The sequence below is a fragment of the Bacillus sp. FSL K6-6540 genome (assembly GCF_038007545.1).
The window spans coordinates 5,524,234-5,549,410 of sequence record NZ_JBBOXH010000001.1 but is presented as its reverse complement, the minus strand read 5'-3'; the positions used below and the strand labels follow the sequence as shown (position 1 = coordinate 5,549,410).

Genomic DNA, 25,177 nt, shown 5'->3' with positions numbered 1-25,177 from the left:
ATAGGATGTGAGAAACCTTGAGTGAAAAAAAAGAGATTTTATTCCATGTGGAAAAGCTGCTAAACAAAAGAGATCCATTTATGATAACGAAGCTTACTTCTATAGATTTTTCCGGTTTTACGACAATGGAACAACTGTTCATTCATGAAATGGATGGACAACCGTTTGAGAGTTACGCTCCGGGTCAGCGGTGGGGAGAAAAATGGGGGTACGGCTGGTTCCGCTCCAACATCATCGTTCCCAAAGAGGCCGAAGGCAAACGGCTAGTGGCGATGCTTGATTTCGGATCTGAAGCGACCGTATACATAAACGGTAGCGTGAGCGGCGCAAAGGACCTTAACCATCATTACGTAACTTTAACCCGTTCGGCAAAAGCCGGCGAGTCATTTGAAATCGTCGCGGAAGCGTACGCCGGACATTCGGATTCCAGGCCGACGTTCGGAGAGTCGCAGCTCTGCGTTTTTGAAGAGGAAGTCTACCAGTTTTTCATCGATTTGGAATGCTTGTACGATCTTCGCAATCATCTGGATTCCAAATCCCTCCGCGTGGCGGAGATTGATCGTTGCCTGACTCAGGTGTTCGCGACGATTGACCTGACCCTCCGGCAGGAATCGCTCGGCGAGAACGCTAAGCAGTGTCGGAAGTTGATGGAGCCGCTATTGGCCTGCGTGAACGGTTCGACGGCGCCGACCCTGTACCTGATGGGACAGTCCCACCTGGATGTCGCCTGGCTGTGGCCGATCGCGGAGACAAAGCGGAAGATTGCGCGGACCATGTCCAATCAGCTGGCGCTCATGGACGAATATCCGGAATACACGTACACCCAGAGCCAGCCGTATTTGTTCCAGGTGGTCAAGACGCTGTATCCGGAGCTTTATGCGCGCATCAAACAGGCTGTAAAGGGAGGGAGGATCGTTCCCGAAGGCTCCATGTGGGTGGAGCCCGATACGAATCTGCCCAGCGGCGAGAGCCTGATCCGGCAGGCGCTGCACGGCAAGCGGTTCTTCAAGGACGAATTCGGCGTGGACAACGAGATGCTGTGGCTGCCTGACGTATTCGGCTATTCCGGGAACCTGCCGCAAATTATGAAGGGCTGCGGGATCCATTATTTCGCGTCTACAAAATTGTTCGGTACTTATGATAATGTAGCGGACCCGTTCCCGCATAATACGTTCCTGTGGGAAGGGATCGACGGTTCGCAAATTTTGACGCATCTGATGAACTACGGCGATTACTACCCGATTCGGATCAACCCGTCGTTCTTGATCCATCAGTGGAGCGATCGCGTCCAGCTTGAAGGAATTTCCACGCGGCTCACGCAGTTCGGACACGGCGACGGAGGCGGCGGCTCCAATCGGGATGATCTCGAATTTATGCGCAGGCTCGGCAATTTGGAAGGCGTCCCCAAGACGAAACATGGCTCGCCGATCGAATTTTTTGAGGATCAGATCGAAAGAGGCATTCCTGAAGCCAAATATGTAGGAGAGCTCTATTATCCCGCTCACCGCGGAACATATACGACGCAAGCGATCATCAAAAAGCTGAACCGGAAGGCGGAAATCGGTTTCCGCGAGGCGGAGCTATGGGGGGCTGCGGCGGAGCTGTTTAATAACCGGGCTTACCCTTACGAGGACTTGGAGCGGTTGTGGAAGACCTTGCTGCTGCACCAGTTCCACGATATTCTGCCTGGCTCCTCCATCCATCGCGTCCATGAAGAGGCACAGATGGAGCTGAAGGCATTGAATGAGAACGTGTATGACTTGGCTTCGGAGACAAGGGATGCGCTCACGGACGGCGATGCATCCCGGGTTACCGTCTTTAACTCGCTGTCGTGGCCGAGAAAGGAGCTGGTCGCGTTGCCTGCCGGCGTTCAGGGCATTGCGGATGGGAACGGAGCGGTTCTGCCGGTGCAATTGCACGAAGGCGTTACCTATGCCGAGGTGGAGGCCCCTTCCATGGGCTGGTCGACGTACAATGCTGAAGCGGAAGCGACGGGTGCTCCAGCAGCGTCGGCGGTCCTTGCGACGGAATCGCGTCTGGAGAATGAATGGATTGCGCTCGAAATAAACGAACGGGGCGAGTTAACAGCTATTTCCGACAAGGAGACCGGCGCGGAATGGGCGGCGGATCGCTGCAACGTCATGCGGATGTATCGGGATCAAAATTCGGATTTCGATGCTTGGGAGATCGATCGGCGCTACCGCTTGGCACCCGTCGAGCTGAATGCGAGCGCCAAAGTTTCCGTTACCGCGAACGGCCCGCTCTTCGCGAATATTCGGGTCGAGCGAGAACTGAACCAATCGACCCTGATCCAGGATATCCGGCTAAGTGCCGGCAGCCGCCGTGTGGAATTCCATACGACGATTCACTGGCGCGAGAAGAATAAGCTGCTAAAAGTCGATTTCCCTGTTCGCGTTCACACAAACGAGTCGCTGCAGGAAATTCAGTTCGGTTACGTCAAGCGGCCGAATCATGCTTCGCGTCCGCATGATGCGGATCGTTACGAAGTGGTTCAGCATAAATGGTCGGCGCTTACGGAGACGAACCGCGGCTTTGCGCTGCTGAACGATTGCAAATACGGGATTTCCGTCAACGACAACACGATGAGCCTAACGCTGCTTCGGGCACCGACGTGGCCGGATGAGACGTCCGATCAAGGGACGCACCATTTTACATATGGATTTACGTTCTGGAGCGGCGCGTTCCTGGATAGTCCTGTCGTACGGGAGGCTTACGAGCTGAACTATCCTGTCAGCCTCGTGTCCGGAGGAGGCCGGGAGGCGCAATCGTTGCTCTCCATCGAGCAAGCCAATGTGATCGCGGAGACGGTCAAGCTTGCCGAAGACGGATCGGGCGATTGGATCGTGCGTCTGTACGAGAGCAAGGGAGCTTCCGTAGCGTGCGGGCTTCACTTCGGGCTGTCCGTTGCGGCGGTTTATGAGACCAATATGCTGGAGGCGAAGTTGGCGGATTTGCCGCACGAGGGTGAAGTGGTATCGCTTCAGTTCCGTCCGTTCGAGGTGAAGACGATCAGGCTCCGGCCGTATGGGAGGAATAGGGGATGAGGCTGAACGAAGGGCAGCGCCTGGTCGTGATCGGCGACTCGATCACGGTCTGTGAGCGTAAGTATCCATACGGGGAGGCGATCGGGTTTGATTGGTCGCGCATGCGAATGGGTTCCTGACGTCAACTGTCCTTAGTTGGTAGAGTTTCTACTTTTATTGGGGGAACAAGGGAACCGATGCTTCCTTCATCAGCATGAGGCAGGTTATCCGCAATATGCATCCCGAGATCTGTGCTAATTTCTGCGAAGTTCTTCGAAGCGCACCTGCCCTATTCGCCTGAGCCGCTTCGCGCGATATTCATAAGCAGATTTATGGGTTCAAAAGACGTTTCTTCACAGAGAACAGCCGCGCAGCTTGAGCGGCTGTTACACATAAAGAATTATGTATTCGCTTACATAATAGGCTTCGAGACGAGGCTTCCTCATACCGCAAGAAAAGTTCCGGTGCTATGTAATCTGGCTTCATTGAATAAGCACGTCGATAGACGCTTTTTATTGCTCGATCCCCTACGTTTTTGTATTGCTCTCCTTACTGCGAAAGGAGGTGGTTAGTGAGGAGTCCAACAACGGAGAAGCGATGAGACTCAGCGTCGCTTCGATCGCTTGGCCGCGATAGATCAATCGCATCCAGAGGTATTTCGTAACCATGGTTGTAGAAATAGGGTTTGAACAGACGGTATCGGGACAGTGCAATGATTTTTTCTATTAAAACGACAAAGACCGGGAGGTAAGAGTAATGAAACTGAAACAGTGGAAACGTGCGGGGATATGGACTTGCATCCTGCTGATGACCATGACGGCGCCGGGCGCCGCGATCGCAGCGCAGGCGGCCGGAAGCAGCGCCGAGCAGAATGTGAGCAGTGAGAAGATGAAAGTCCAGGTTCCATTCATGATCAAGGTCGTGGATGCCGAGACGGGCAGGGGCATTCCTCATGTCCAACTGAAGACGACGAACAGTGTGCTGTATTATACGGACAGTGCCGGAATTGTGGCATTCGACGAGCCAGGTCTGATGGACCAGACGGTCTTCTTCCATATGTCGAGCGACGGCTACGACATTCCTGCCGATATGTTTGGCAACCGGGGGCAGGCTGTAGAGGTTAAGCCCAACGGCAGTGTAACGCTCGAGATGAATCGGATCAACATTGCAGAGCGGCTGTACCGGCTGACAGGCCAAGGCATTTATCGCGACAGCTTACTCGTTGGCCAGAAGCCGCCCATTAAGGAGCCGCTGATCAACGGTCTGGTCATGGGACAGGATTCCGTTCAGACGATTGAGCACAACAATAAGCTGTACTGGTTTTGGGGCGATACCGACAGACCGGCCTATCCACTGGGGAACTTCCGCGTGACGGGTGCGACTTCCAAGCTTCCGAGTAAAGGGGGGCTGGACCCGGATGTCGGCGTGAATCTGGACTATTTTACGAATCAAGACGGTTTCGTCAAAAGTTTGGTGCCGCCACTGCCTGACGGTGCAGGCATAGCCTGGGTATTCGGTCTGATGACCGCCAAAGATAGCACCGGACAGGAGCGTCTGCTCGCCGGCTACAGCACGCACAATCCTGAACCCACCGCCTTCGGTATTCTCGTCTTTAACGACACCACGAAGGAGTTTGAGCAGGTCGTCCAGTTCCCTTCCAAAGACGATTGGCGCCATCCGGGCGGACAGGCGACCTACTACGAGGAGAGCGGGGAGGGATATTGGCTCTTTACCGAACACCGAATTCCGAATTTGCGCGTTGCTGCCAGCTATGACGCCATCATCGACTATACCCAATACGAATCGTTTACTTGCCTGACGCCGGGAACGACATACAACGGGGCTCAAACGTCGCTGGAACGCGACGCGGACGGCAAGCTCGTATGGGGCTGGAAAAAGGACACTCAGCCGCTCAACCAAGAACAAGAGAAAGAGCTGATCCAATTAGGCCTGATCAAAGCTGACGACCCGCGTTATTATCAATTGAAGGATATCGATACTGGTGAAGACGTTCAAATCGCCCAAAGCTCCATAGAATGGAATGAATATCGGCAGCGTTACGTGATGATCGCGCAGCAGGTACTAGGTAAGACATCGGTACTTGGGGAAGTCTGGTACGCGGAAGCGCCATCGCCTCAAGGTCCTTGGACCAATGCCAAGCATATCGTTACGCATAACGACTATACTTTTTATAACGTAGCCCAGCATAAACAATTCAACAAGGACGGCGGCCGAATCATCTACTTTGAAGGAACCTACACGAATACATTCACGAATCATGTCCCAACGCCGCGGTATAACTACAATCAAGTCATGTATAAACTCGATTTGGCTAATCCGAAGCTAGGGCTGGAGCCGGTTCAAGAAACGACCGGTAAATAGCGCCGGAGCTTTTTGGATAAACGAATAAGGACCTTTCCGTAAGCGCCGTGGAGCCCTACCGGAGAGGTCCTTTTCGACTTGAACTTGTTTCTGCGGAACAAGCGCACCTAGCTGCCGCTTCTCCATGATAAGCTGGGAGAAGCGATATCTTTACCGGCGGAGTCTCCGTGGATTTCCCGATACTGTTTCGGAGTGAGATTCGTGAACTTCTTGAATGCGGAGAAAAAATGCCCTTTGGATATGAAGCCGCATTGATCAGCGATCTCCAGCACCGAGAGCTGGCTGGATGTCAGTTTTTCCTTCACTCTCCCGATTCGTTCCTGAAGGATGTACTCGGACAATGATACGTTCATGATTTCCTTGAATAGCTGCCGGATATAGCTGACGGAGAAGGAAAAATTGTCGGCTACCTGCTCGATCGATAATTGCGCATCCTGCAAGTGGTTGTCCACATACTCTTTGATCTCCAAGACGATCTCTTCCTTGCGGCTCGAGGATTTCGGAACTTCGGTCTCGGATGCGAGCATCGTGACGATGCTCTCCAGCCATGCTTGAAACTCGGACAGCGTGCTGTACCGCTCCAGCAATTGATGGATGCTGCTGATTTCGTGCAGGACGCTGGACTTGTTGAAGTTCTTGAGTAGATCATAGGTAAAGTAGGTCAGGTTAAGCTTACAGTCGCGATAAGGCAGCTCATGGACGTGCTTCATCTGCTGACCCAGCAGAACGAGCGCGGTCTCCGGGCGGCCGCGGCGAATCGCCTTAATGATCTCGGCTGTCTCCAGCGCCTCAGATGCAGAAGGATACCCTGCCATGAACTCTTCATAATCGCTCTCCAGAAAAATTTGCTTCTCTCCGTTAAGAAATCGCAGCTTCGTCAATTCGTAGATATGGTCATAGATATTTCGGATATTGGCGCCAAAGTCATAGGCATTGCTGACTGCGGCGGTTGTATCAACGTTTAGGATGCAGGCTACCTGATTCTGGGTCTCCTCCAGAAGACGTTGTAGTTGAAGCTCGCCGGATGCATGGCCCCCAATGACCAGTATGATATGGTCGCCGCCCATATCCAAGCCTTCGGCTGCATAAGAACCTGCTCCAATCACTTCTTCGCTAATATTGCGTATGGCGTACTTGATCAATTTCCGGGAGGGGAAATCGTAACGTTCGCAAAAGACGGTATAGGCTTCGATCCGAAGGACGGCCAAAAACAGAGATTCACAGGAGGCCAGTTTGGTCTTGGTCTGAATATATTCGTAGCTCTTGGTACCCGGCGTCCCGTGGAGCATCCACTGGGCGAGAAGCTCCGTTCGAACGAGCTCGGATTGGTTTCTCATGGATTCATGAAGCTGTTCCACATTGTTCAGCAGCATATCGATGCCGTCATGGATCCATTGGATATCCGGCTTGGCATCGGACGTGGAGTTTGCGAACGCAACCGTTCCCTTCAGCTTTTCCGACAAGAAGGTGATGGAGCGCAAGGAACGGCGAGAACTCCAGAAGAACAACAAGGAGAGGAGTGCCAATAGCAGCAATGTATACGTTATCAATTTTTGTTGGAATAAGGAGATATGGCGCGTCAAAATATGATACTCGTTCGAATAGTATACCGACCAATTTTCAGTAGTCAGCTTGGCTGTATTGACGAACCATCTCTGGTGGGGAAGCCGAACTTGAAAATCGCTGTCCTGCTGCTCCCGGCTCGCTTGATAAAGCTGTCCGCTCAGCGCGGGATTGGACATGCCCAATAGAAGCTGCCCATGCTCGTCGAGAATCCGAATGTCTTGCTCCGAGGAGACCGTTTGGCCGAACAGAAGCTTCGACAGCAGCGGTTTATCAACGAGCAGCACGAGATAATAGTCAGACGGCTTCTCGGGGGTTGCAGGCAGAATAAGAGCCAGGGAGTCCAAACCATCCAGCGAATGATTAAAGAAGCGCAAGTATTGGGGGTGGAATGACTCCACGCGCTCCAGCATGCGCTGGTCGGCAAAGGATTCATTGCGGACGATTCCGGCTTTGGAATCGACGACAAGATCGTGCTTCAAATTAATCAGATAAGATCGCTGGATGAGCGGTTCGGTGGACATGAAATTGGATTGGGCGACGAGTGCAGCATGGTTGATGAGCGGATCGTTGCTTGTATTGAAGAACCAGTTCTGAATATTCTGATCGGCATACATGCTGAGCCCGTTGGCTTTCAAATTGCCGAGAATCATTTCGGCCTTCGAAGCCAGGTTGTTGACTTCGTTCTGCGAATTGCTGCGAACCTCCAGCATGGTATATTTTGCGAATTCCGCAGACAGTAAATAGACGAAAGGAATAATGGAACAGATCAGAACGGTGGTCAGTAAAAGAAAGGTTCGAAAATAGGTCTTCTGTAAAATGGGTTTGATCTTCATATAATGCCAGCACCCCTTGCTGATGGATTGACGGTTTAAGGGCATAACGTAACGGTTCGATAGAAGAAACGAACCGGGACCTCCTTACTCAATCATATCCTGACCCTTGTGTGAAGTCCTCATTTTGACAAAGTAGAAATTAAGATGATACCGGAAGTCCGATTGCCGCACAATCCTTAGGTTGAGTACCCTTTGTGACACAATGAGGACTATTCCGAATGCCTCCTTCCGTACATAATAAACACTGTCAGGATATGGCCACATCGGACAGACCAGCTCGAATGGAGGGATACTATAATTTGAGAATGTTTAGGGATCTTGTAAAGAACCGGGGCTTGTATACGATGGCGATACCGGGAATCATCTTTCTCGTTGTCTTCTCCTATATTCCTCTGTCCGGACATTTGCTAGCGTTCAAGGACTTTCAGATCAGCAAAGGCATATGGGGCAGTGATTGGGTGGGTCTGGACAACTTTCGCTTCTTTTTCTCCAATCGGGATTGGATTCAAGTTACGGTCAATACGGTTTATTTAAATGCGCTGTTCATTATTTTCGAAATGGTCTTTGCGCTTCTCATTGCGCTGTTCTTGAATGAGATTCGCTTGAAATGGTTTAAACGCACGATCCAATCCGTCGTCTTCCTTCCTTATTTCATTTCCTGGGTCGTCGTTGGGTATATGACATTCATTCTATTCAACAATACGGACGGTCTGATTAACCGCGTGCTGAGCATGAGCGGACTTCAATCCGTCGATTGGTACCAGACCCCGTGGGTGTGGCCGATTATTCTAACCTTAACGCGAATATGGAAGAGTGCCGGTTACTACTCGATTATTCTGCTCGCTGCCATAACCGGTTTCTCCTCCGACTATTACGAGAGCGCCCGTCTGGACGGAGCCACGAGGCTGCAGCAGATGAAATACATTACGCTGCCTTTGCTGAAGCCGCAAATCATCATTCTCGTCCTCTTGGGAGTCGGACGGATTTTCTACGGGGATTTCGGCATGATCTACGGAATTATCGGGGACAACGGGATTCTATTCCCGACGACCGATGTCATCGATACATACTCCTATCGGGCGTTAAGACAGCTTGGTAATTTCAGCATGTCATCGGCTATCGTATTCTATCAGTCTATTATGGGGCTAATCGCCGTCGTTTCGTTTAATGCGCTGGTTCGGAAAATCGATAAAGACTCCAGATTATTTTAAGAGGTTGTTCAAAATGTCATCCTTCCATGAACGGACTCTTTGAACACGTGCATTAATTTTTCGAAATCCATAGGGAGGTGAACTTCATATGAATCGTCCGGTTGCTCTGATCCCGCCCCCACGAGTCCGACGGACAAACGGGTTCTCCGATAAAATGGCGGTGTTCTTGTTCGGGCTGTTTTTGATTCTATTTGCGCTGGTTTGTTTGTTTCCTTTTTGGCTGATGGTCATCAATTCGTTCTCCAGCACCCGAAGCTTGGCGGTGAACGGATACTCCGTATGGCCGGATGAATTTACGCTGGAGTCGTATCGTTTCCTCCTCCAGGGCAAACAAATGTTTACCAGCTATGGCGTCACCATTGCGGTAACAGTCATCGGAACCGTAATCGGCTTCGTTGTCACCGCGTTGTTTGCATACGTGCTGGCCCATCCGAAGAACCGGTACGGCGGCTTCCTCTCGTTCATGACCTACGTACCGATGGTCTTCGGCTCGGGGCTCGTCGGCTTCTATCTTCTGGTCGTTCAATGGCTGCATCTGAAAGATACGTTGTGGGCGCTTGTGCTCCCTTACGTCATGAATCCGTTCTTTGCGTTTATCTTAGTCTCGTTCTATCGCTCGTTGCCTTATGAGCTGAACGAATCGGCTAACATGGACGGCGCCGGAGAGTGGACGATCTTCTTCAAAATTATCCGGCCGATCTCAACGCCGGTTATTGCGACGATCAGCTTGTTCTACGCGCTGCAATATTGGAACGATTGGTGGCTGTCGCTTCTGTTTATCGACAACAGCGATATGTACCCGCTGCAGCTGCTTCTTCGGCAGCTCATGTCGCAGATGCAGCTCACGTCGCTCAATCACGGGAATGTGCTGACGCTGCCGCCGGCGGAAGGGGTCAAGTTGGCAACGGTATGCCTGACGATCGGCCCGATTATACTCGTCTATCCGATGGTTCAAAAATATTTCGTCAAAGGTCTGACCCTCGGCTCGGTAAAAGGTTAAGATTGGGGCTCTACGCAAATGGCTGAGCGCGTTATAGATTGGCCCAGCCGCTTATACATAAGTTGATTATTTGAAGGGAGTCATTTACATGGCCAAATCAAAACGCAAATTCTTGGTGACGGCGCTGCTCGGACTAGCCATCGCTTTGTCCGGGTGCTCCGGATCCGGCGGGGAGGCCTCCGCGCCGGGCGATGCCGGGGAAACCGGCGATCCGTCCCTTGAACCGGTCACTTTGGAGGTTGTCATTCCGGGGGCAAAGGGAGCTAACTATGACGAGGTGCTGACCGAAGTCAACAAGCGATTAAAAGCCGAAATCAATACGCAGGTTAAATTTACATTTGTCGACTTTGCCGATCTAAATCAGAAGACCAACGTCATGCTGGCTTCGGGAGAGAGCGTGGATTTGATGTTTGATGCCCCGTGGCTGCATTTGGACACGATGGCTTCCCAGGGCTATTACGAAGAATTAAGCGAACTGCTGGACCAATACGGCCCTAATGTGAAAAAGACGAGGCCGCAACAAATGTGGGACGCGAACAAAATTAACGGTAACATCTACGGTGTTCCCTTGGGAAGCGCCTATACCCAACAGAGATCGATTTTCATCCGAAAGGACCTGAGGGAGCAGTTAAACTTGCCGCCCGTAAAGACGTATGAAGATCTAAAAGCTTATCTCTACGCCGTTCGTGACAGTAACTCCGGCATCACTCCGCTCCTCGCGGGCGCTGACGACGTCACCTACAGCTGGGTCAACTGGCTGATCCGGGACGATACCGGCGTCAACATTCGTCCAACGAATTTTGCTGGCGCCAGCTTGATGCTGTATTACAAGGGCAACGATGGCAAGGTCTATAACTTCTTTGAAACCCAGGAACCAAAGATCTGGTCCGGCATCCAGGATGTCCGCCAGCTGTTCGTTGACAAAGTCATGTCGCAGGACGTTTTGACGAATAAAAGCAGCCCGGGAGATATGCAGCTCCAGAACAAAGTTGCGGCCACGCCCCAAATGGCCTTTGGCATTCCCAAAACGTACAACGACCAGTTGAAGCAGGTCGTGCCCGATGGAGAACTGGAAGCCGTCCGTCTATTCGATCTGACGCCTGGAAAGAACCTATCCAATTACAAAATGGATAATTTCATCTGTATTGTGAAGACGAGCAAACATAAAGACCGTGCGATGATGTTCCTCGATTGGGCCAACCGGCAGGAGAATTATGATTTGTTGGAGCACGGCATCGAAGGCGTGAACTGGAAAGCGGCCGGCGAGCATCAATACGACACGCTGAACAACGATGGCGGCATTGTCTCGTTCCAGCTCATGTTGAATCCAACGTTAGAGCGGGAGTGGGCCGGTATCGACGAAGAGACCCGAGAGTATAGTCAATTCATTACGCAAGCCGACAACTTCACGAAGGATATCATGACCGGCTTCACTTTCGATCCGACGCCGGTGAAGAACGAAGTGGCCCAGTTCGCGACCATTCAGGCCAAATATTATAGCGGATTATTTAACGGTGCGCTTGATCCGGACGAATACTTCGCCAGATTCAAAACGGAAGGCGAAGCGGTGCTGAAGCAAATCCAGACTGAACTGCAGAATCAGGTAGACGCCTTCTTGGCAAAATAAAAGGGTTCCCTGTCCATTGAGAACGGCGACACGAAAAAAAGGACCGCTTCCTATACGGAGCGGTCCTTTTCGTTATGTTCTAGCAGCTGCCGGGGAAGGGGGGACAGGGAACAAACCTGACGAATCGTCGCAGCCAAGTGTTCGGCCATTTGCCGATGCTTCTTGACGGAGGGGTGTCCGCAGCCTCCCATGCCGTCTTCCGGCCGTTTAATGAGCGGGAATTCGACGAAATGAATATTGTTGTCGCCTTCTTCGTTAAGGCTTTTGACGAGAGCCTTCAAATGGGGGGCGGGGCAGAGGGTCATCGGACCGATTGCGCAGAACAATGGGACGGACGGATATCTATTGCGAATAAAACCCGTCAATTTGCGATATTGTTCAAGGTAATCCGCAGGCTCGATGGGCACGGACCAATCATTGGTCCCGAGATTTAGGACAACGAACTCAGGATGAAACGGGTCCATGGCTTCTTGATCGAGATCAGGACAGATGGTTTTCATGAAATAATCCGACATGCGGCCTTCCTTGCCACCGCCGAAATTCTGATAGCATCCCGTACCAGATGCGCCCACAATCAATGTTTCGGCATTCAGAAGTTGACCGGTCAGCGAGCTGTAAGCAAGCGCGATATTTTCGCGAGAAGCATCGCAGTCGCAGGGAATCTGCGCTTCGTTGCCGAAGCCGCAGGTGATCGAATCGCCGATGACGAGCAGACGATGGGGAAGAGGGGCTGGCGGGCTCAGAAAAGCTCCGTTCTCCGTCGTCAAATCGGTAAATTTAATGCTGCCGAATGCCGCTTCCGTACGCTTCTGCAGCGTTAAGGTATGGGGCGCGTCTTCAAGGTCATCCGCAAGCTGGTACAGCCGGTTATCCGGATCGATTCTCATCACCCTTACCGGAAGATCGTCGATATAGACGTTAAGCCAGCTTTTCCCCTCTCCGTTGACATCCTCGATCTCGGCCGTTATTTCCCGTCCATGAAAGCGCACGGTTATCGCACTGCCGGGAAGAAAACAAGAGATGCCATCCGGCTCTTGATGAAAGAGCCCGTGTCTCAGACTGGAAGTCGAAAAGTCGAATTTCATAACGCATTCCTTCCTTTCATTGATCTATTTGAGCTGACAACGTTAGGCGTAAGGGTTCTCGCAAGTAGACTCCCGGATCACCAAAGAAACACCCGACAATATTTTCGTGTTGCGTCCATGAGTTTTGCCTAGAATAACCTGGTGAAGTAAATTCGCAGCGTTTCTGCCGATTTCCTCGAAATCTTGCCGGACGGTAGACAGTCCGATCGATAAGTTGCTGGAATGGTCCCAATCGTCGAATCCCATAATGGAAACATCCTGCGGAATTCTAACGCGGCGGTCGGTCAGCTTCTCGATCATTTCTATGGCAAGTTTGTCATTGCAGCAAAACAAAGCGGTAACATCCCGCTTCAAAATACTGTCGGCTAGTGCGTCATAGTCCACGCGGGTCAGCAAGTTATCGTCGGTTACCGGAAATCCTGCCTGACGCATGGCACTGCAGTAGCCGGCGAACCGCTCCTGCTCGGAGTGAAGAAAGAAGTGATAGCTTGCAAACTTTATTTTGGTGTGCTTCAGACGCATCAGCTCCCGGGTGGCCAGGATCGCCCCGTCGTAGTTGTTGCTTCCGGAAAAATAGCTGGGATGATCCACATTGTACCGGTCTACCAACAGATAGGGGATGTTGTTTTGTTCGATGATTAGGTAGTTATCCTTGCTCTGGATCGGATCGAACGGATAAATCAAGAAGCCGTCGACTTTCCGGTCCAGCATTTTCTGAATGGATGATTGTTCAACGGCCAAATTTTCATTGCTCCATTCCACAATTAAGGAGTAATTGAATTCGGCTGCCACTTGCTGCGCGCCTTTGATGATTTTCATATACGATACATCGTAATTGTCCTCTGCCGATAAGATAAACGCGATCAAGTGACTCGAACGGTCCGCGGCTTGAGCTCCGTTTACAAAAGAGCCTTTTCTTTTGATTCGGGTGATTGCGCCTTCGTTTGCCAGCTCCGTCATCGCTTTTCGAATCGTTATTCCGCTTACATGAAATTGTTTCATCAAGTCTTCTTCATTCGGCAGTTTATCGCCGGGTCGAAGCTTGCCGACTTGAATCTGATGCAGCAGCGCTTGTTTAACCGTCATGTACTTCGGCTCGTTCACAATCATTCTCCTCTTTTTACAAACTGATGATAAGTTTGGCATGTTAAATGATTATATAAAAGTATACTTTATTAATATATTAAAATCAAGCCTGCAATCTATGATTACGTTATATATATATTATAGTAGAGAATTGCTTTATAATTGACTGAATTCATATGAATTGATAATATAAATATAGGTTTATTGATAAAATAAAGTATACTTTATTATTCGTGAGTAGTGAGTGCTATACTGATAGTCAATGCAAAAGCTGAAGGGAGGGATTATGTTGGAGTTTAGCTTTGCCGAATTCGCCAGGCTGATGGGGAGATTTGATCTGACCGAGAGAGAGAAGCCGAAATGCGCCTGGGTCAACAGCGCGGTTTTTCTTGCCTTCCGAGGTACGGCCGTCTCGATGACGGCTGAGGATTCCGATGGCCAGGATTACGTTGAAATTGTAGTGGACGGTGTCGCTCGTAATTGGATCAACTTGAAGAAGGGGGTTCATCAATACATAATCGAACAGGGACTGCCGGAGGGTGAACACACTTTAGAGATCCACAAGCGAACGGGGATCCTGACCGGAAGTATAGCATTTCATCAGTTTTCGCTGCCTGACGGCGGAAGCTTCCTTGCCCCGCCCGCGGCAAAACCACTCCGGCTTGAGTACTTTGGGGATTCCATCACGGATGGAGCAGGGATCGGCCATCCGCATGTGCTCGCTGAAGCTCCGCATCTTGACGACGGATACATGTCCTATGTCGGAATCAGCGCCAGAATGTTGAATGCGGAATATCATACGATGGCCATTTGCGGGATCGGCGTTTGGCAGGATGCGGTAGGGAACAAGCAAGGATTGCCGGAACATTTTTCTGGGACCCTCGGCAAAGGGACGGCGCCATGGGACTTTTCCCGGTATACTCCTGATGGAGTCGTCATTAATTTGGGCCAGAACGATTATTCTACGCCAATTGATGATGAGGCGTATATTGCCGCTTATATTGAATTCATCCAGGTTATCCTGGAAAAGTATAACGATCCCTACGTCTTTTGTTGTGTTGGAACCATGAATAACAACTATCTTGCCAGCGTGAATAAGGTCGTCTCCTATTTCAGTCAAAGCGGAAACGGGAAAGTATTCGTGGTTGATCTGGGGTTGATTCATCCGGAGGTCGAAGGATGGGGCGGCCGATATCATCCCGGCTATCAGACGCATTACCGAATGGGCTTGGAGCTTGCCTCTTTTATATCCGCCAAGACTGCTTGGGAATTGCTTAAGCGTCCGTCGATCGCCACGGAATGCGTGTTTTGAAATCGCTCGAAAAACAGGATTGTCACGAGGATGCTGCCGAATTGTTGTCCGATCAGATTTATGATCCCATGATAAGAAAACCCTTGATATTCAAGGGTTTTTAGCTTTTTTAGTGACCTTTTTGTACTGTCCACTCTGGTTTTGGGGACAAACTATCGCTTAAAGGCTTATATCCTATATTGTTAACCAGGAATGAATCCTTTACTAGGATTGACGTTCCCCTCGAGGACTAGAAATCGGGCATGTCATATTTGATTATCATGGCAAAAAATGATTTCGTCCATAGAAATAGATCAGATCTTGGTAAAAAATATCATTAATGGTGATTTACTTGTTGAGTAATTTAGGCGTAACATAAGAGGATACAAGAAGGGATGACTCTGGCCAGTGGTTATAAAGATGTATATTGTCTCTGATCAATGGACTATTTCAATGATGAAGTAGTATTTTTGTTTTAAAAAATGTAAGCGCTTAACAACTCTTATGCCAATTAGTCGGTTTATCAAAAAAATCAAAGAATTCCCTTACTGAAATGGAGGAGGTGATGTGAAAAAGTAATACGATTAAGGCTATCATTTTTTAAGTTTACAACGACAACGAATGTAAGCTGAGGCCATCTTATGGCTCAGCTTATTTCGTAATAAGCAACGTAGGCAGATGTGGCGATGGCAGGACTTTTTCTTTTATCGCATATTAAAAAAACATACATATGGAAGACATTTAGAGAATCAACAAAGCGTAATCAAACTGATTCTAATTCAAACCAAATAAAGGGATGGAGGGTTCCAATGAAGCGAATACCGATGATGATGCAATTGGCATTGATCCTGTTCTGCATCATGGCCATTCCGATGGCGATATTAACCTGGTATAGCAGCTCTCAAATTCTACGGAATTCAGAGCATGCCTTCGCGGAAACTTCACTTGCAGAATTAAATGCCAATCGCGAGCTTAACGAGAATGCCTTAAACAATTTGTCCCAGAATACGGTACGGCTTGGCGGCACCGACATCTTCGATCGAATTCGACCGTTCAAGTCCCTTGCCGAACTCAAAACGAATTACATGAATGTGAGCAAAGCGATGGCGGTTCTCAAAGAATTGTTGAATCTGAATCAAAGCGTCGATGGGGCGTATTCGTCTTTCTTTTATCTCGACGATGCGAATTACGTGATTTCGACGGATAAAGGCATTACGAGTTTGGACAAATACGAGTCCATCGACTGGCTGAACGAGGCGCTTATCGAGCAAAAAGGGATACGCGGCGTATGGTATCCGCGCAGGCTTGATTCGGGAGTGAACGTTCTATCGTTCGCGCTGCCTTTAAACCGGCTTTCAACCGCTACTCGCGGAACGATCGTTATCAATTTGAAGGAGGAGCAAATTGAGCAGTATTTGCAATCAACCAAGTCGGGTAAGCAAGGCTATCTGCTCATGAAGCCAAGCGGGGCCATCATCTCACATCATGACAAGAGTTTGTTGCTCAAGAGCGCCTATGGTGAGCCGTTTATTCGCGAAATTATCGAGGAAGAATTGCCAGAAGGGTACACGTTCCGCGAACTTAACGGAGAGCGGTTGCTGTACGCGTGGTCACGCTCGAAAGAATTCGATTGGACTAACGTGAGTATATACTCGGTCGACGAACTAATGAATAAACCGCATTCTATGCAGAGAGGGATCATTTTCCTTACGATTGTCATTATTTTTGCGGGATCCATACTGACCGTTTTTATGGCAACGTGGTTGTCCAAGCCAGCCAGGGAATTGGTCCGAACGATTCGCGGACGCGTCAATCCGGGGGTGCAGGATAAAAATGAGCTTGTATTCCTGGAGGCGGCATTCAGACGAATGCAAGAAGAGGAGGAAGGGCTTTATAAGCTTCTGAGCATCCGCGAGCAGGATGCCCAGAGCCACGCGATTCATGGTTTGTTGCGGGGGGAAGTGACGCCTCAGGCCGAAGAAATCTTCCCGGCCTCGCACTTTCTGGCTGCCGTCGTTTCTATCGATGGCTATCGAAATTATATCAGCCGGAACAATCCGGAAACTCGCAGCTACCATCGCTACCTGCTTCTCTCGAAATGTGATCATTTGTTCCCGAAAGAAGTTTATGTTCGCTGCGTCTATCATGGTGACGGTCACTTTGTAATTCTGATCAACTACAGACAGGAGGAAGATGGCAACCATAGAAAAGGCATTCATAACGCTCTGGATATGATTAGGAACACTGCGGCTGAATTGCTGGGGCACTCCGTAACCATCGGGGTAAGTAGTCCGGCAGATTCGATAGGTATGGTCTCGGGATTGCTTGCAGAGGCATTGGAGGCGATCAAACAGCGGATGATCGCCGGCAGCGGCGGTATAACGTACTGGAAGGAGGAGGAACCGCGGGAGAAAAAATATCTCTATCCCGCTAACAGCGAAAGACGAATACTCAACTTCCTTGGCAATGCCGATCTGGACAGCATCATCGAAGAACTGAGAATCATTCGCGACGAAATTCGCTCTGCCGAATACGTGTCCTACGATAACATCTTGTTCATCTATCATCAATTGGTCGGCGTGACCATTAAACATCTGAGAGAGAATAATGTCAGCACAGCGCGGATATTCTCGAGACGGGGCAACATTTACGCTGCCTTGGCTTCTTTTGATACGCTTGATGAGCTTGAAGAATATGTTATTGGATTTTACAGCGAGATCGTTCACTACCTTACGTGTTCGCCAGTCGCGTCCAACAAATACGCCGAGCGAATCATTCATTATTTGAACGAGCGCTATCGTGAAGAAATCGTTTTTGAAGAGATGGCTAAGGATATCGGAATCAGTTACTCCTATATGCGAAAGATTGTCTACGAACAAACGGGGAAAAGTATATCGGATTATCTTAATTCGCTGCGAATTGAGAAGGCAAAAGAATTGCTTCTGAACAGTAACCTGTCAATCGGGCAGATTGCTTCCGAGGTAGGCTGCATGAATGTTCGAAGCTTCAATCGCTTGTTTCGAAAATTTGAAGGTATGCCGCCGAGCAGCTATAAGATGCAGAGGTCCAGAACATCGTGAGGGCTCAACCAATCCGATTTCACAGGTATAAGTGAAGCGTTATATATCGCAACATTTGATGCGATTAGTCAATACTGATTCTTGCACTCTTTTGAATATCGAATCGGCTAAATATGGAATCAATCATGACGAAAATGTATCAATATTCGGCGTTTACTTGCGGACGAACGGGGCGATATGATAAGTCCGACCTCGAGGTCACCGAACTAGGAAACCGAGTCGGGGAGATCGTGAACGGAGGAGGTGAGATTTTGAAAGGTCTAGTCACTGCATCCAAAAATGAAACCGCTTCAACCTCCTTAACAGATAAGAAACTGGGGATTCTTTATTATCTTCGTCGGGATTGGCAGCTCTACTTCCTGCTCCTCATTCCTCTCTCGTTTGTGTTGGTTTTTAAGTATGCGCCCATGAGCGGTCTCGTGCTTGCATTTAAGGATTTTAAGATTGCCAAGGGATTCTGGGGCAGCGAATGGGTCGGATTCGAAGTGTTTCAAGACATATTCGCAAAATCCGAATTCAGCCGCGCAATTCGCAACACGCTTCTGCTGAATGTGTCGGACCTCTTATTTAGCTTTACAATGCCGATTGTGCTCTCATTGTTACTTAATGAGGTCAAGAATGTTCTATTCAAGCGCGTAAATCAGACCCTGCTCTATTTGCCGCACTTTCTGTCCTGGGTCATTATCGGCGCAATTGCTTATCAATTATTGGGTGAAGGAACCGGCATGATCAATAATTTGATCGCGCATCTGGGTGGGACACGCATCCCGTTCCTTCAAGAAGACGTCAATTGGCTGATCAGTTATGTCTTCATTGGGGTATGGCAGAGCATGGGGTGGGGGACGATCATCTATCTGGCCGCAATAAGCGGCATTAACCCAGAGTTGTATGAAGCGGCGGTCGTGGATGGTGCAGGCCGGTGGCGGAAAATGTGGAACATAACCCTGCCCTCGATCCGAGTCACGATCGTGACATTGCTGATTTTGAATTTGGGCCACGTGATGGCAGGTTCCTTTGAGCGTGTTTTTGCCTTAGCGAATAAGGCAACCACGGAGTATACCACAACGATTCCCGTTTTGGTATATCGCTGGGGCATCGAAGGCGGGAACTTCAGCCGAGCAACCGCTCTCGGGTTGTTCCAGGCTGTCGTGGGGCTCGTCCTTATATTAATTGCTGATCGGGTTGCCAAGAAACTGGGCGAAGACGGTGTCATTTAGAAAGGAGGGAAGCGATGAAAACATCCGTTAGCAGCTATGCCGTTCGCCGCAGCAGGAAACTGGACATATGGGATATCCTGATCCGTCTCTTTCTTATTGCTGCCTCACTTGCTTGTTTGCTTCCATTCGTTCATGTCGTTGCAAAATCTTTAAGCGAAGACGCGTACGTCATTGCTAACAAGGTGTTTCTCTGGCCAGCGGGTTTCACTCTGGAGGCCTATGGCAAAGTTTTCGCTGATCAGAGTATCCTGAAGTCTCTTTATGTAAGCGTTGTTATTACGGTGCTGTTCACCATGATCGGCATGATCGCCACTATTTGTGCAGCATATCCGCTATCGCGAAAGCAGCTTAAGGGCCGTTCATTTTTTACCTTCATCTTTATGTTTACGATGTTTTTTGGCGGCGGCATTATTCCCGAGTATATGCTGATCAACAGCCTGGGGATGCTCGATACGATATGGTCCCTCATCTTGCCGTTGTCCTTTAGTGCGTTCAACCTGCTGATATTGAGGACTTCGATCTCCAGCAATATTCCGGTCAGCCTGGAAGAGTCGGCTCGGATGGATGGGGCGGGGCATTTCCGGATCCTGTTCAGCATCGTACTGCCGCTCTCAAAGCCGATTCTGGCGACATTGTCCCTTTTTTACGCGGTCGGTCGATGGAACGCTTATCAGGATGCCCTATTCTACATTAAGCATAATGTCGATCTGCGGCCGTTGCAGTTGAAATTGTATTACTTGGTTGTTCAGGCAAGCGAGAGCTTTCAACTTGAGATGACGCAAGTCTCGCTGAGCAATCCGGAAGTACTCAAAGCAGCATGCGTTGTATTTGCGACGTTGCCGATCATTTGCGTCTATCCGTTCATTCAGAAGTATTTTGTCCAGGGAGTCATGCTTGGGGCTATCAAGGAATAGCGCTTAAAGATTCTTTTGCAGCGATAGGATGAGATTTAAAAAGGGGGATATACGATGAGCAAACGAAAAATCATGTCTATGTTTATGGCTTTACTATTCATTGCCGCTCTTATGGCAGGCTGTACGGGGAATAGTACCAATAGCTTGAAGGAGCCTTCTCCATCCGACGAGGGTACCAGCCCAAACCCAAACGCCGCAGGCAGCTATCCCGATTATTCGCAAGGCTTCCCGGAACGAGTTACCATGGAAATTCCCGTGTATGAACGTGCGTTCGAAGGCTGGAACGTAACCGATAACTACTACACGCGCTGGATTCAGAAGGAATTCGGCGACAAATACAATATCGAAGTGAAGTTCACCCCGATCGCCCGCACAAACGAAGTTACGACTTATCAGCAGCTGCTCGCAGCTGGCAAGGCGCCTGATATCATTTTTCACTATGACATGCCGCAGGCGCTTGCTTACTACGGAGAAGGTGTTATGCAGGAGCTGGACTGGAAAGAGATTGAACACTATGCGCCAACCTATTGGGGCAATATGAGCGAGACGATTCAGCAATATGGCGTCGTCGATGGAAAAAATACATTTTTCTTCGGTAAGCGTCCGGACTTAAATAACTATGGCAACTTTGTCAATATCATTCGTAAAGACTGGGTGGAGAAAGTGGGGATGAAGGTTGAGGACTTGACCTCGCTCGAGAAGTACAATGAAATGCTCATGAAATGGAAGGAAGCAGGAATCGGCGTTGCCGGGGCCGGTCTGACACGAAATGTGTTCAACTACAGCTATGGCTTCCGGGATTGGCCGACCGACCCGAAGGTCCACGCACTTTATGCAGATCTATCTGTTGCGGACTTTACGACCTCGGCAACCGAAGGATGGTTGCGTAACTTAAGTTATCAATATCATAATGGGCTTATTGACAAAGAGTTCTATCTTCGCGACGATGATAATAAGCTTAAGGCCGAGTTTGTTGCGGGCAATACAGGCACGTACGGACTGTACATTACCAATAACACCGACGTGTTTGAAGCAACACTGAAGAACAATCCAGGAGCTGAATTTGCTGTCATTCCTCCAGGGACTGGCGTGCCGGAGGGCAATGTGCCGCAAGGCCGCGCCGACTGGACGTTTGGCTTGATCATGGGAATCAACCATGCATCAACGGCGGAGGAGCGCGCAGCCGTATGGATGTACCTCGACTGGATGAGCCAACCGGAGAACCTGATGTTCCTGCAGAACGGAGTAGAAGGGGAAAACTATACGCTTGATTCCGATGGTCTGCCGGTAAAAGACCCGGATTTCAAGGGCGAATCCGTACTCTCCCAGAACAATAACAAGGACTATTGGGCACTTATAACGGAAGCGCCTACATTTGAGACACCTGATCTCACGCTGAAAGCCAACAAAAACAACTGGACGCCTGCCGGTTACGAGCAAATTGTCGAAGACATGATAAAATATCGGCAAGAAATAAAACCGTACCAGATCCAGGACCCGCTGTTCACCGTAGTTCTTGAGAAAGTAAACGAGTATAAGGCAGATTTAAACAACCTCTTCCAGGAGCTGTATCTGGACATTGTCCTTGCGCCGGAAGACCAGTTTGATGCGAAGTACGAAGCGGCCAAGCAGAAATTCCTCGATGCGGGCTATCAAGAGATCTTGGACGAGAAGCAAAAAGCGATCGACGCCGGCCAATTCCGGTAATCGGGATCATGTAAAGGAAAACTTCGGAGCTCCTGCCGCAAGCGGGAGCTCTTGCTGAGAAGGAGGGCAATATGAACCTGAAATTGGAACTCACATCGGAAGATCTAAAGCAAACCGCGGAGCGCGTTGCAGACTATACGTTCGGCATGGATTTGACATGGGACTGGCCGGGCGGCGTTGCATTCTATGGCGTCAGCCGGCTGCTCGATGTGACGGGTGAGCATGCTTACCTGAAACGGATGATCGATTGGGTGGAGGAATACCTGGAAGCGGGCCTTCCAGAGGGATGGACCGTGAACACCTGTGCAATGGGGCATATGCTGCTCACCCTGTACGAAGAGACGAAGGATCAAAAATATCTGGACATTATTTCAAGCAAGATCGATTATTTGGAACATCACGCTCTGCGGTTCGGAGACCGGGTCCTTCAGCATACGGTGTCGGCTAACAATGACTTTCCCGAGCAGTGCTGGGCGGATACCCTGTTCATGGCGGCATACTTGGAGCTTCGGGGCGGCGTGCTGCTTGAGAAGAAGGCACTTATTGACGACGCGCTCCATCAATTCGAACGGCATATTCATTACCTGCAGGATGAGGATTCCGGTCTGTGGTACCACGGATACAACCATGTCAAACAAGACCATATGTCCGGCATCCATTGGGCGCGCGCCAACGCATGGGCGGCCTATACGATGTCGCGTGCGGCCCGAGGGCTGCATGAAGGTTATCTCTATCCTCCCATGATGCATATATGGAGCTCATTACGCGACTAACTGGCGGCGATCAAACGGCTGCAGCATGAGGACGGCTTGTGGGGGACCGTACTCGATTATCCGGAGGCCTACGGCGAAGTATCCGCGACAGCGGGGATTGCCGCGGCGATGGTAATGCAGGGCAACCCGCTGCATGCGAAATATGTGCGAAAAGCCTTGGATGGCGTTCTTGCCAATATTGCGGATAACGGAAGGGTTCTGAACGTATCCGGGGGTACGGCTGTCATGAACGATATCGAAGGATATCTCGGCATCGACCGAAAGTGGGCGCAAGGATGGGGGCAAGGACTGACACTTGCGTTCCTGGCAGCCGTCATTGAAGCACTAGAATCGCAAGCTTAGCGGCGGCAGCGATTAGATCGTATAAACTGGCCGAGGTCAGCAAAAACGTCACTTTTGGGATGATTCCTGTAGTAAACAGGAGTCATCCTTTTTATTTCCAGAGGTATTTATACTGGCCATAAGTCAGCGAACGCCTGCATCACCTATAAAGACGAATCCAAGTTTAACCTTTATACTATAATCATTCCTGAGCTATGATAACGGAAATATTCTTTTTTTGCGAAACCGCTTACTTCTATAGGGGAGGCCTGACGATGAATATCAAGCCAAGGTACCGAGGCCTTAGGCAATTAACGTGGCAGTCGATCCGGGTCAGGATGATTGGAGGACTACTGCTGGTCGTCATGCCATTGATCGGATTTCTGTTCTATTCCAACATATACGCTATCGATGTAGTCCGTAATCAGGTAGCAAGTTCCAACAAGGATTTGCTGGTGCTCTACAGGGATCAAATTGATGCAAAACTGAAAGAGGCCGATGATTATCTCATTGAATTAATGATTGGAACGGATCTGAATGAATTGGATTATGCCTTGAATCCGGAAGAACGATTTTTCGCGTCTCAGCGCATTGCTGCCAATCTCTCCAGCTCGATTTCACGATATAGCGTCCTGGACGGTCTGTACGTGTACGAGCCTTCCAGCGACAACTATTATTATTCGTTCCAGAGCCGTTCGACGTACGAGGACCGGCAGTATATTAGGTCGCATGTATACGAGACTTTCAAGGCCGGTGCATCCCCTTTGGAATTAAATCGTAAGAAATGGTACGTCCAGAATTACAACGGCCAAACCTACCTTATCCGTCTATTGAAGATGAAAAATGGTACGACAGTAGGTGCTTGGTTGAATGCTCGCTCCTTTCAAACCCCGCTTGAGCTGCTAAGCGTTGGGAATAAAGGAGCCGCCCTCCTAATCGATGACCGAGGAAAAGCGATGGTCAACCAAACCTTTATCGACGATAGCGGTGTGGAGGTGCAGCTCAATCCGCAGTCCTATTATTTAACGGGAACCTCCAGCCGTTATTTGACGGTCGGGGAACACTCGCGGTTGGGCGAGTTCAGCTTGTATGCTTTTATTCCGGAAGAGACGATATTGCAGCACCTGCCCATCTTAAAAACCATTTCTACCCTATTGCCTTTCGGGTCCGTGGTTATTCTGATCATCGGATTGATTTTGCTTCGAAAGTGGCTGCTGGTTCCCATAAACCGACTGCTCAGAGCGATGAATCGGATCGAGCAAGGCCATGTCGACACGCAAATCCGGGAGTATCCAACCTCCATCGAGTTTCGAGCCATGAACGATACGTTCAATAGCATGGTCGGACAAATCAAAAGCCTCCGGATCAACATTTATGAAGAGCAACTGAACAAGCAAAAAGCGGAGCTTCAGCATTTGCAATTGCAGATCAAACCGCATTTTTACATCAATGCCTTGAATATGATACATACGTTGGCCCGCAGAAACGATGTGAGGCGGATTGAGGACATGTCGCTTTATATGGTCCGTTATTTTCGCTACATGTTTCAAAGCAATTTGACGTTCGTTTCGTTAAAGGATGAAATCCAGCATATTCGCAATTATCTGAACATTCAGGAGCTGAGGTTTCCGGGTCAAATTATCCATGAAATTGAGGTGCCTGATTTTCTTCTGCGGACTCCTGTTCCCCCACTGGTTATGCAGACGCTCGTGGAGAATGCGATGAAGCACGCCATATCGCTCGATGAGCCGGTTCGGGTCCAAGTCCGGGTGGAAATGGATGAGTCTCCGGAACGAGGACTCATCATTCAAATTCAAGATACAGGTCCCGGTTTTAAAGAGGGAATGATTGAAAAAATCGCTGCCGATGAACGGATCATCGACGAGGAGGGAGAGCATATCGGCTTCTGGAACTTGAAGCAAAGGCTGCGCCTTCTCTACGGGAATCGGGCAAAGGTGGAGCTGCGAAACGTTCAACCGCACGGAGCCATGGTTGAACTGAAGCTTCCCTTCTCGCCGGATGGGGGCACCACAGTATAGA

15 protein-coding genes and 1 pseudogene are annotated in these 25,177 nt (G+C 49.7%); 13 read left to right on the top strand and 3 right to left on the bottom strand.

The window, feature by feature from the left end; all coding sequences use genetic code 11:
• Nucleotides 1–17 precede the first annotated feature (17 nt).
• From MHH82_RS24580 to MHH82_RS24570, 3 genes are all read left to right on the top strand, one after another.
• Nucleotides 18–3,065, top strand: a complete 3,048-nt coding sequence (locus tag MHH82_RS24580; RefSeq protein ID WP_340968274.1) for an alpha-mannosidase — start codon at nt 18–20, stop codon at nt 3,063–3,065.
• Nucleotides 3,062–3,184 (top strand): hypothetical protein, encoded by a 123-nt coding sequence (locus tag MHH82_RS24575; RefSeq protein ID WP_285857348.1) that lies wholly within the window; start codon nt 3,062–3,064, stop codon nt 3,182–3,184. Before MHH82_RS24580 ends, MHH82_RS24575 begins: the two co-directional genes overlap by 4 nt.
• Nucleotides 3,185–3,800: 616 nt before the next feature.
• Nucleotides 3,801–5,426, top strand: coding sequence for a hypothetical protein (locus tag MHH82_RS24570; RefSeq protein ID WP_340968272.1), 1,626 nt, complete (start codon nt 3,801–3,803; stop codon nt 5,424–5,426).
• Nucleotides 5,427–5,533: 107 nt separating this feature from the next.
• On the opposite strand, the gene MHH82_RS24565 is transcribed toward MHH82_RS24570, so the two are convergent.
• Entirely contained in the window at nt 5,534–7,825 is a 2,292-nt protein-coding gene (locus MHH82_RS24565) for an AraC family transcriptional regulator (RefSeq protein ID WP_340968271.1), read from the bottom strand.
• Between the two features lie 299 nt (nt 7,826–8,124).
• On the opposite strand from MHH82_RS24565, the gene MHH82_RS24560 reads away from it, so the two are divergent.
• The 3 genes from MHH82_RS24560 to MHH82_RS24550 all read left to right on the top strand — a co-directional run bounded on the left by MHH82_RS24560 (nt 8,125) and on the right by MHH82_RS24550 (nt 11,663).
• Nucleotides 8,125–9,036, top strand: a complete 912-nt coding sequence (locus MHH82_RS24560; protein ID WP_144374274.1) for an ABC transporter permease — start codon at nt 8,125–8,127, stop codon at nt 9,034–9,036.
• An 88-nt stretch (nt 9,037–9,124) separates the two neighbouring features.
• Nucleotides 9,125–10,036: a carbohydrate ABC transporter permease gene (locus MHH82_RS24555; protein WP_340968270.1), complete on the top strand. Its 912-nt coding sequence runs from the start codon at nt 9,125–9,127 to the stop codon at nt 10,034–10,036.
• Between the two features lie 88 nt (nt 10,037–10,124).
• Nucleotides 10,125–11,663 (top strand): extracellular solute-binding protein, encoded by a 1,539-nt coding sequence (locus tag MHH82_RS24550; RefSeq protein ID WP_340968269.1) that lies wholly within the window; start codon nt 10,125–10,127, stop codon nt 11,661–11,663.
• 50 nt (nt 11,664–11,713) lie between these two features.
• Here MHH82_RS24550 and MHH82_RS24545 read toward each other — a convergent pair whose 3' ends face one another.
• Both MHH82_RS24545 and MHH82_RS24540 read right to left on the bottom strand, forming a co-directional pair.
• Nucleotides 11,714–12,748: an SGNH/GDSL hydrolase family protein gene (locus MHH82_RS24545; protein ID WP_340968267.1), complete on the bottom strand. Its 1,035-nt coding sequence runs from the start codon at nt 12,746–12,748 to the stop codon at nt 11,714–11,716.
• A gap of 42 nt (nt 12,749–12,790) precedes the next feature.
• Nucleotides 12,791–13,858, bottom strand: a complete 1,068-nt coding sequence (locus MHH82_RS24540; protein ID WP_235201611.1) for a GntR family transcriptional regulator — start codon at nt 13,856–13,858, stop codon at nt 12,791–12,793.
• Between the two features lie 262 nt (nt 13,859–14,120).
• Here MHH82_RS24540 and MHH82_RS24535 point away from each other — a divergent pair, with 262 nt between their 5' ends.
• The 7 genes and pseudogenes from MHH82_RS24535 (at nt 14,121) to MHH82_RS24505 (ending at nt 25,176) form a co-directional block, all read left to right on the top strand.
• Entirely contained in the window at nt 14,121–15,146 is a 1,026-nt protein-coding gene (locus tag MHH82_RS24535; protein WP_340968265.1) for an SGNH/GDSL hydrolase family protein, read from the top strand.
• 788 nt (nt 15,147–15,934) lie between these two features.
• Nucleotides 15,935–18,205 (top strand): AraC family transcriptional regulator, encoded by a 2,271-nt coding sequence (locus tag MHH82_RS24530; protein ID WP_340968264.1) that lies wholly within the window; start codon nt 15,935–15,937, stop codon nt 18,203–18,205.
• Between the two features lie 125 nt (nt 18,206–18,330).
• A complete protein-coding gene (locus tag MHH82_RS24525) occupies nt 18,331–19,422 on the top strand; it encodes an ABC transporter permease (RefSeq protein WP_340968262.1) in 1,092 nt (363 codons plus the stop codon).
• Between the two features lie 14 nt (nt 19,423–19,436).
• Nucleotides 19,437–20,336: a carbohydrate ABC transporter permease gene (locus tag MHH82_RS24520; RefSeq protein ID WP_340968260.1), complete on the top strand. Its 900-nt coding sequence runs from the start codon at nt 19,437–19,439 to the stop codon at nt 20,334–20,336.
• 54 nt (nt 20,337–20,390) lie between these two features.
• A complete protein-coding gene (locus MHH82_RS24515) occupies nt 20,391–22,043 on the top strand; it encodes an extracellular solute-binding protein (protein ID WP_340968259.1) in 1,653 nt (550 codons plus the stop codon).
• Nucleotides 22,044–22,114: 71 nt separating this feature from the next.
• Nucleotides 22,115–23,158 (top strand): annotated as a pseudogene (locus MHH82_RS24510) (glycoside hydrolase family 88/105 protein).
• Nucleotides 23,159–23,412: 254 nt separating this feature from the next.
• Nucleotides 23,413–25,176 carry a sensor histidine kinase gene (locus MHH82_RS24505; RefSeq protein WP_340968258.1) on the top strand — a complete coding sequence of 588 codons (1,764 nt, stop codon included), beginning with the start codon at nt 23,413–23,415 and terminating at the stop codon, nt 25,174–25,176.
• Nucleotide 25,177: the final 1 nt, after the last annotated feature.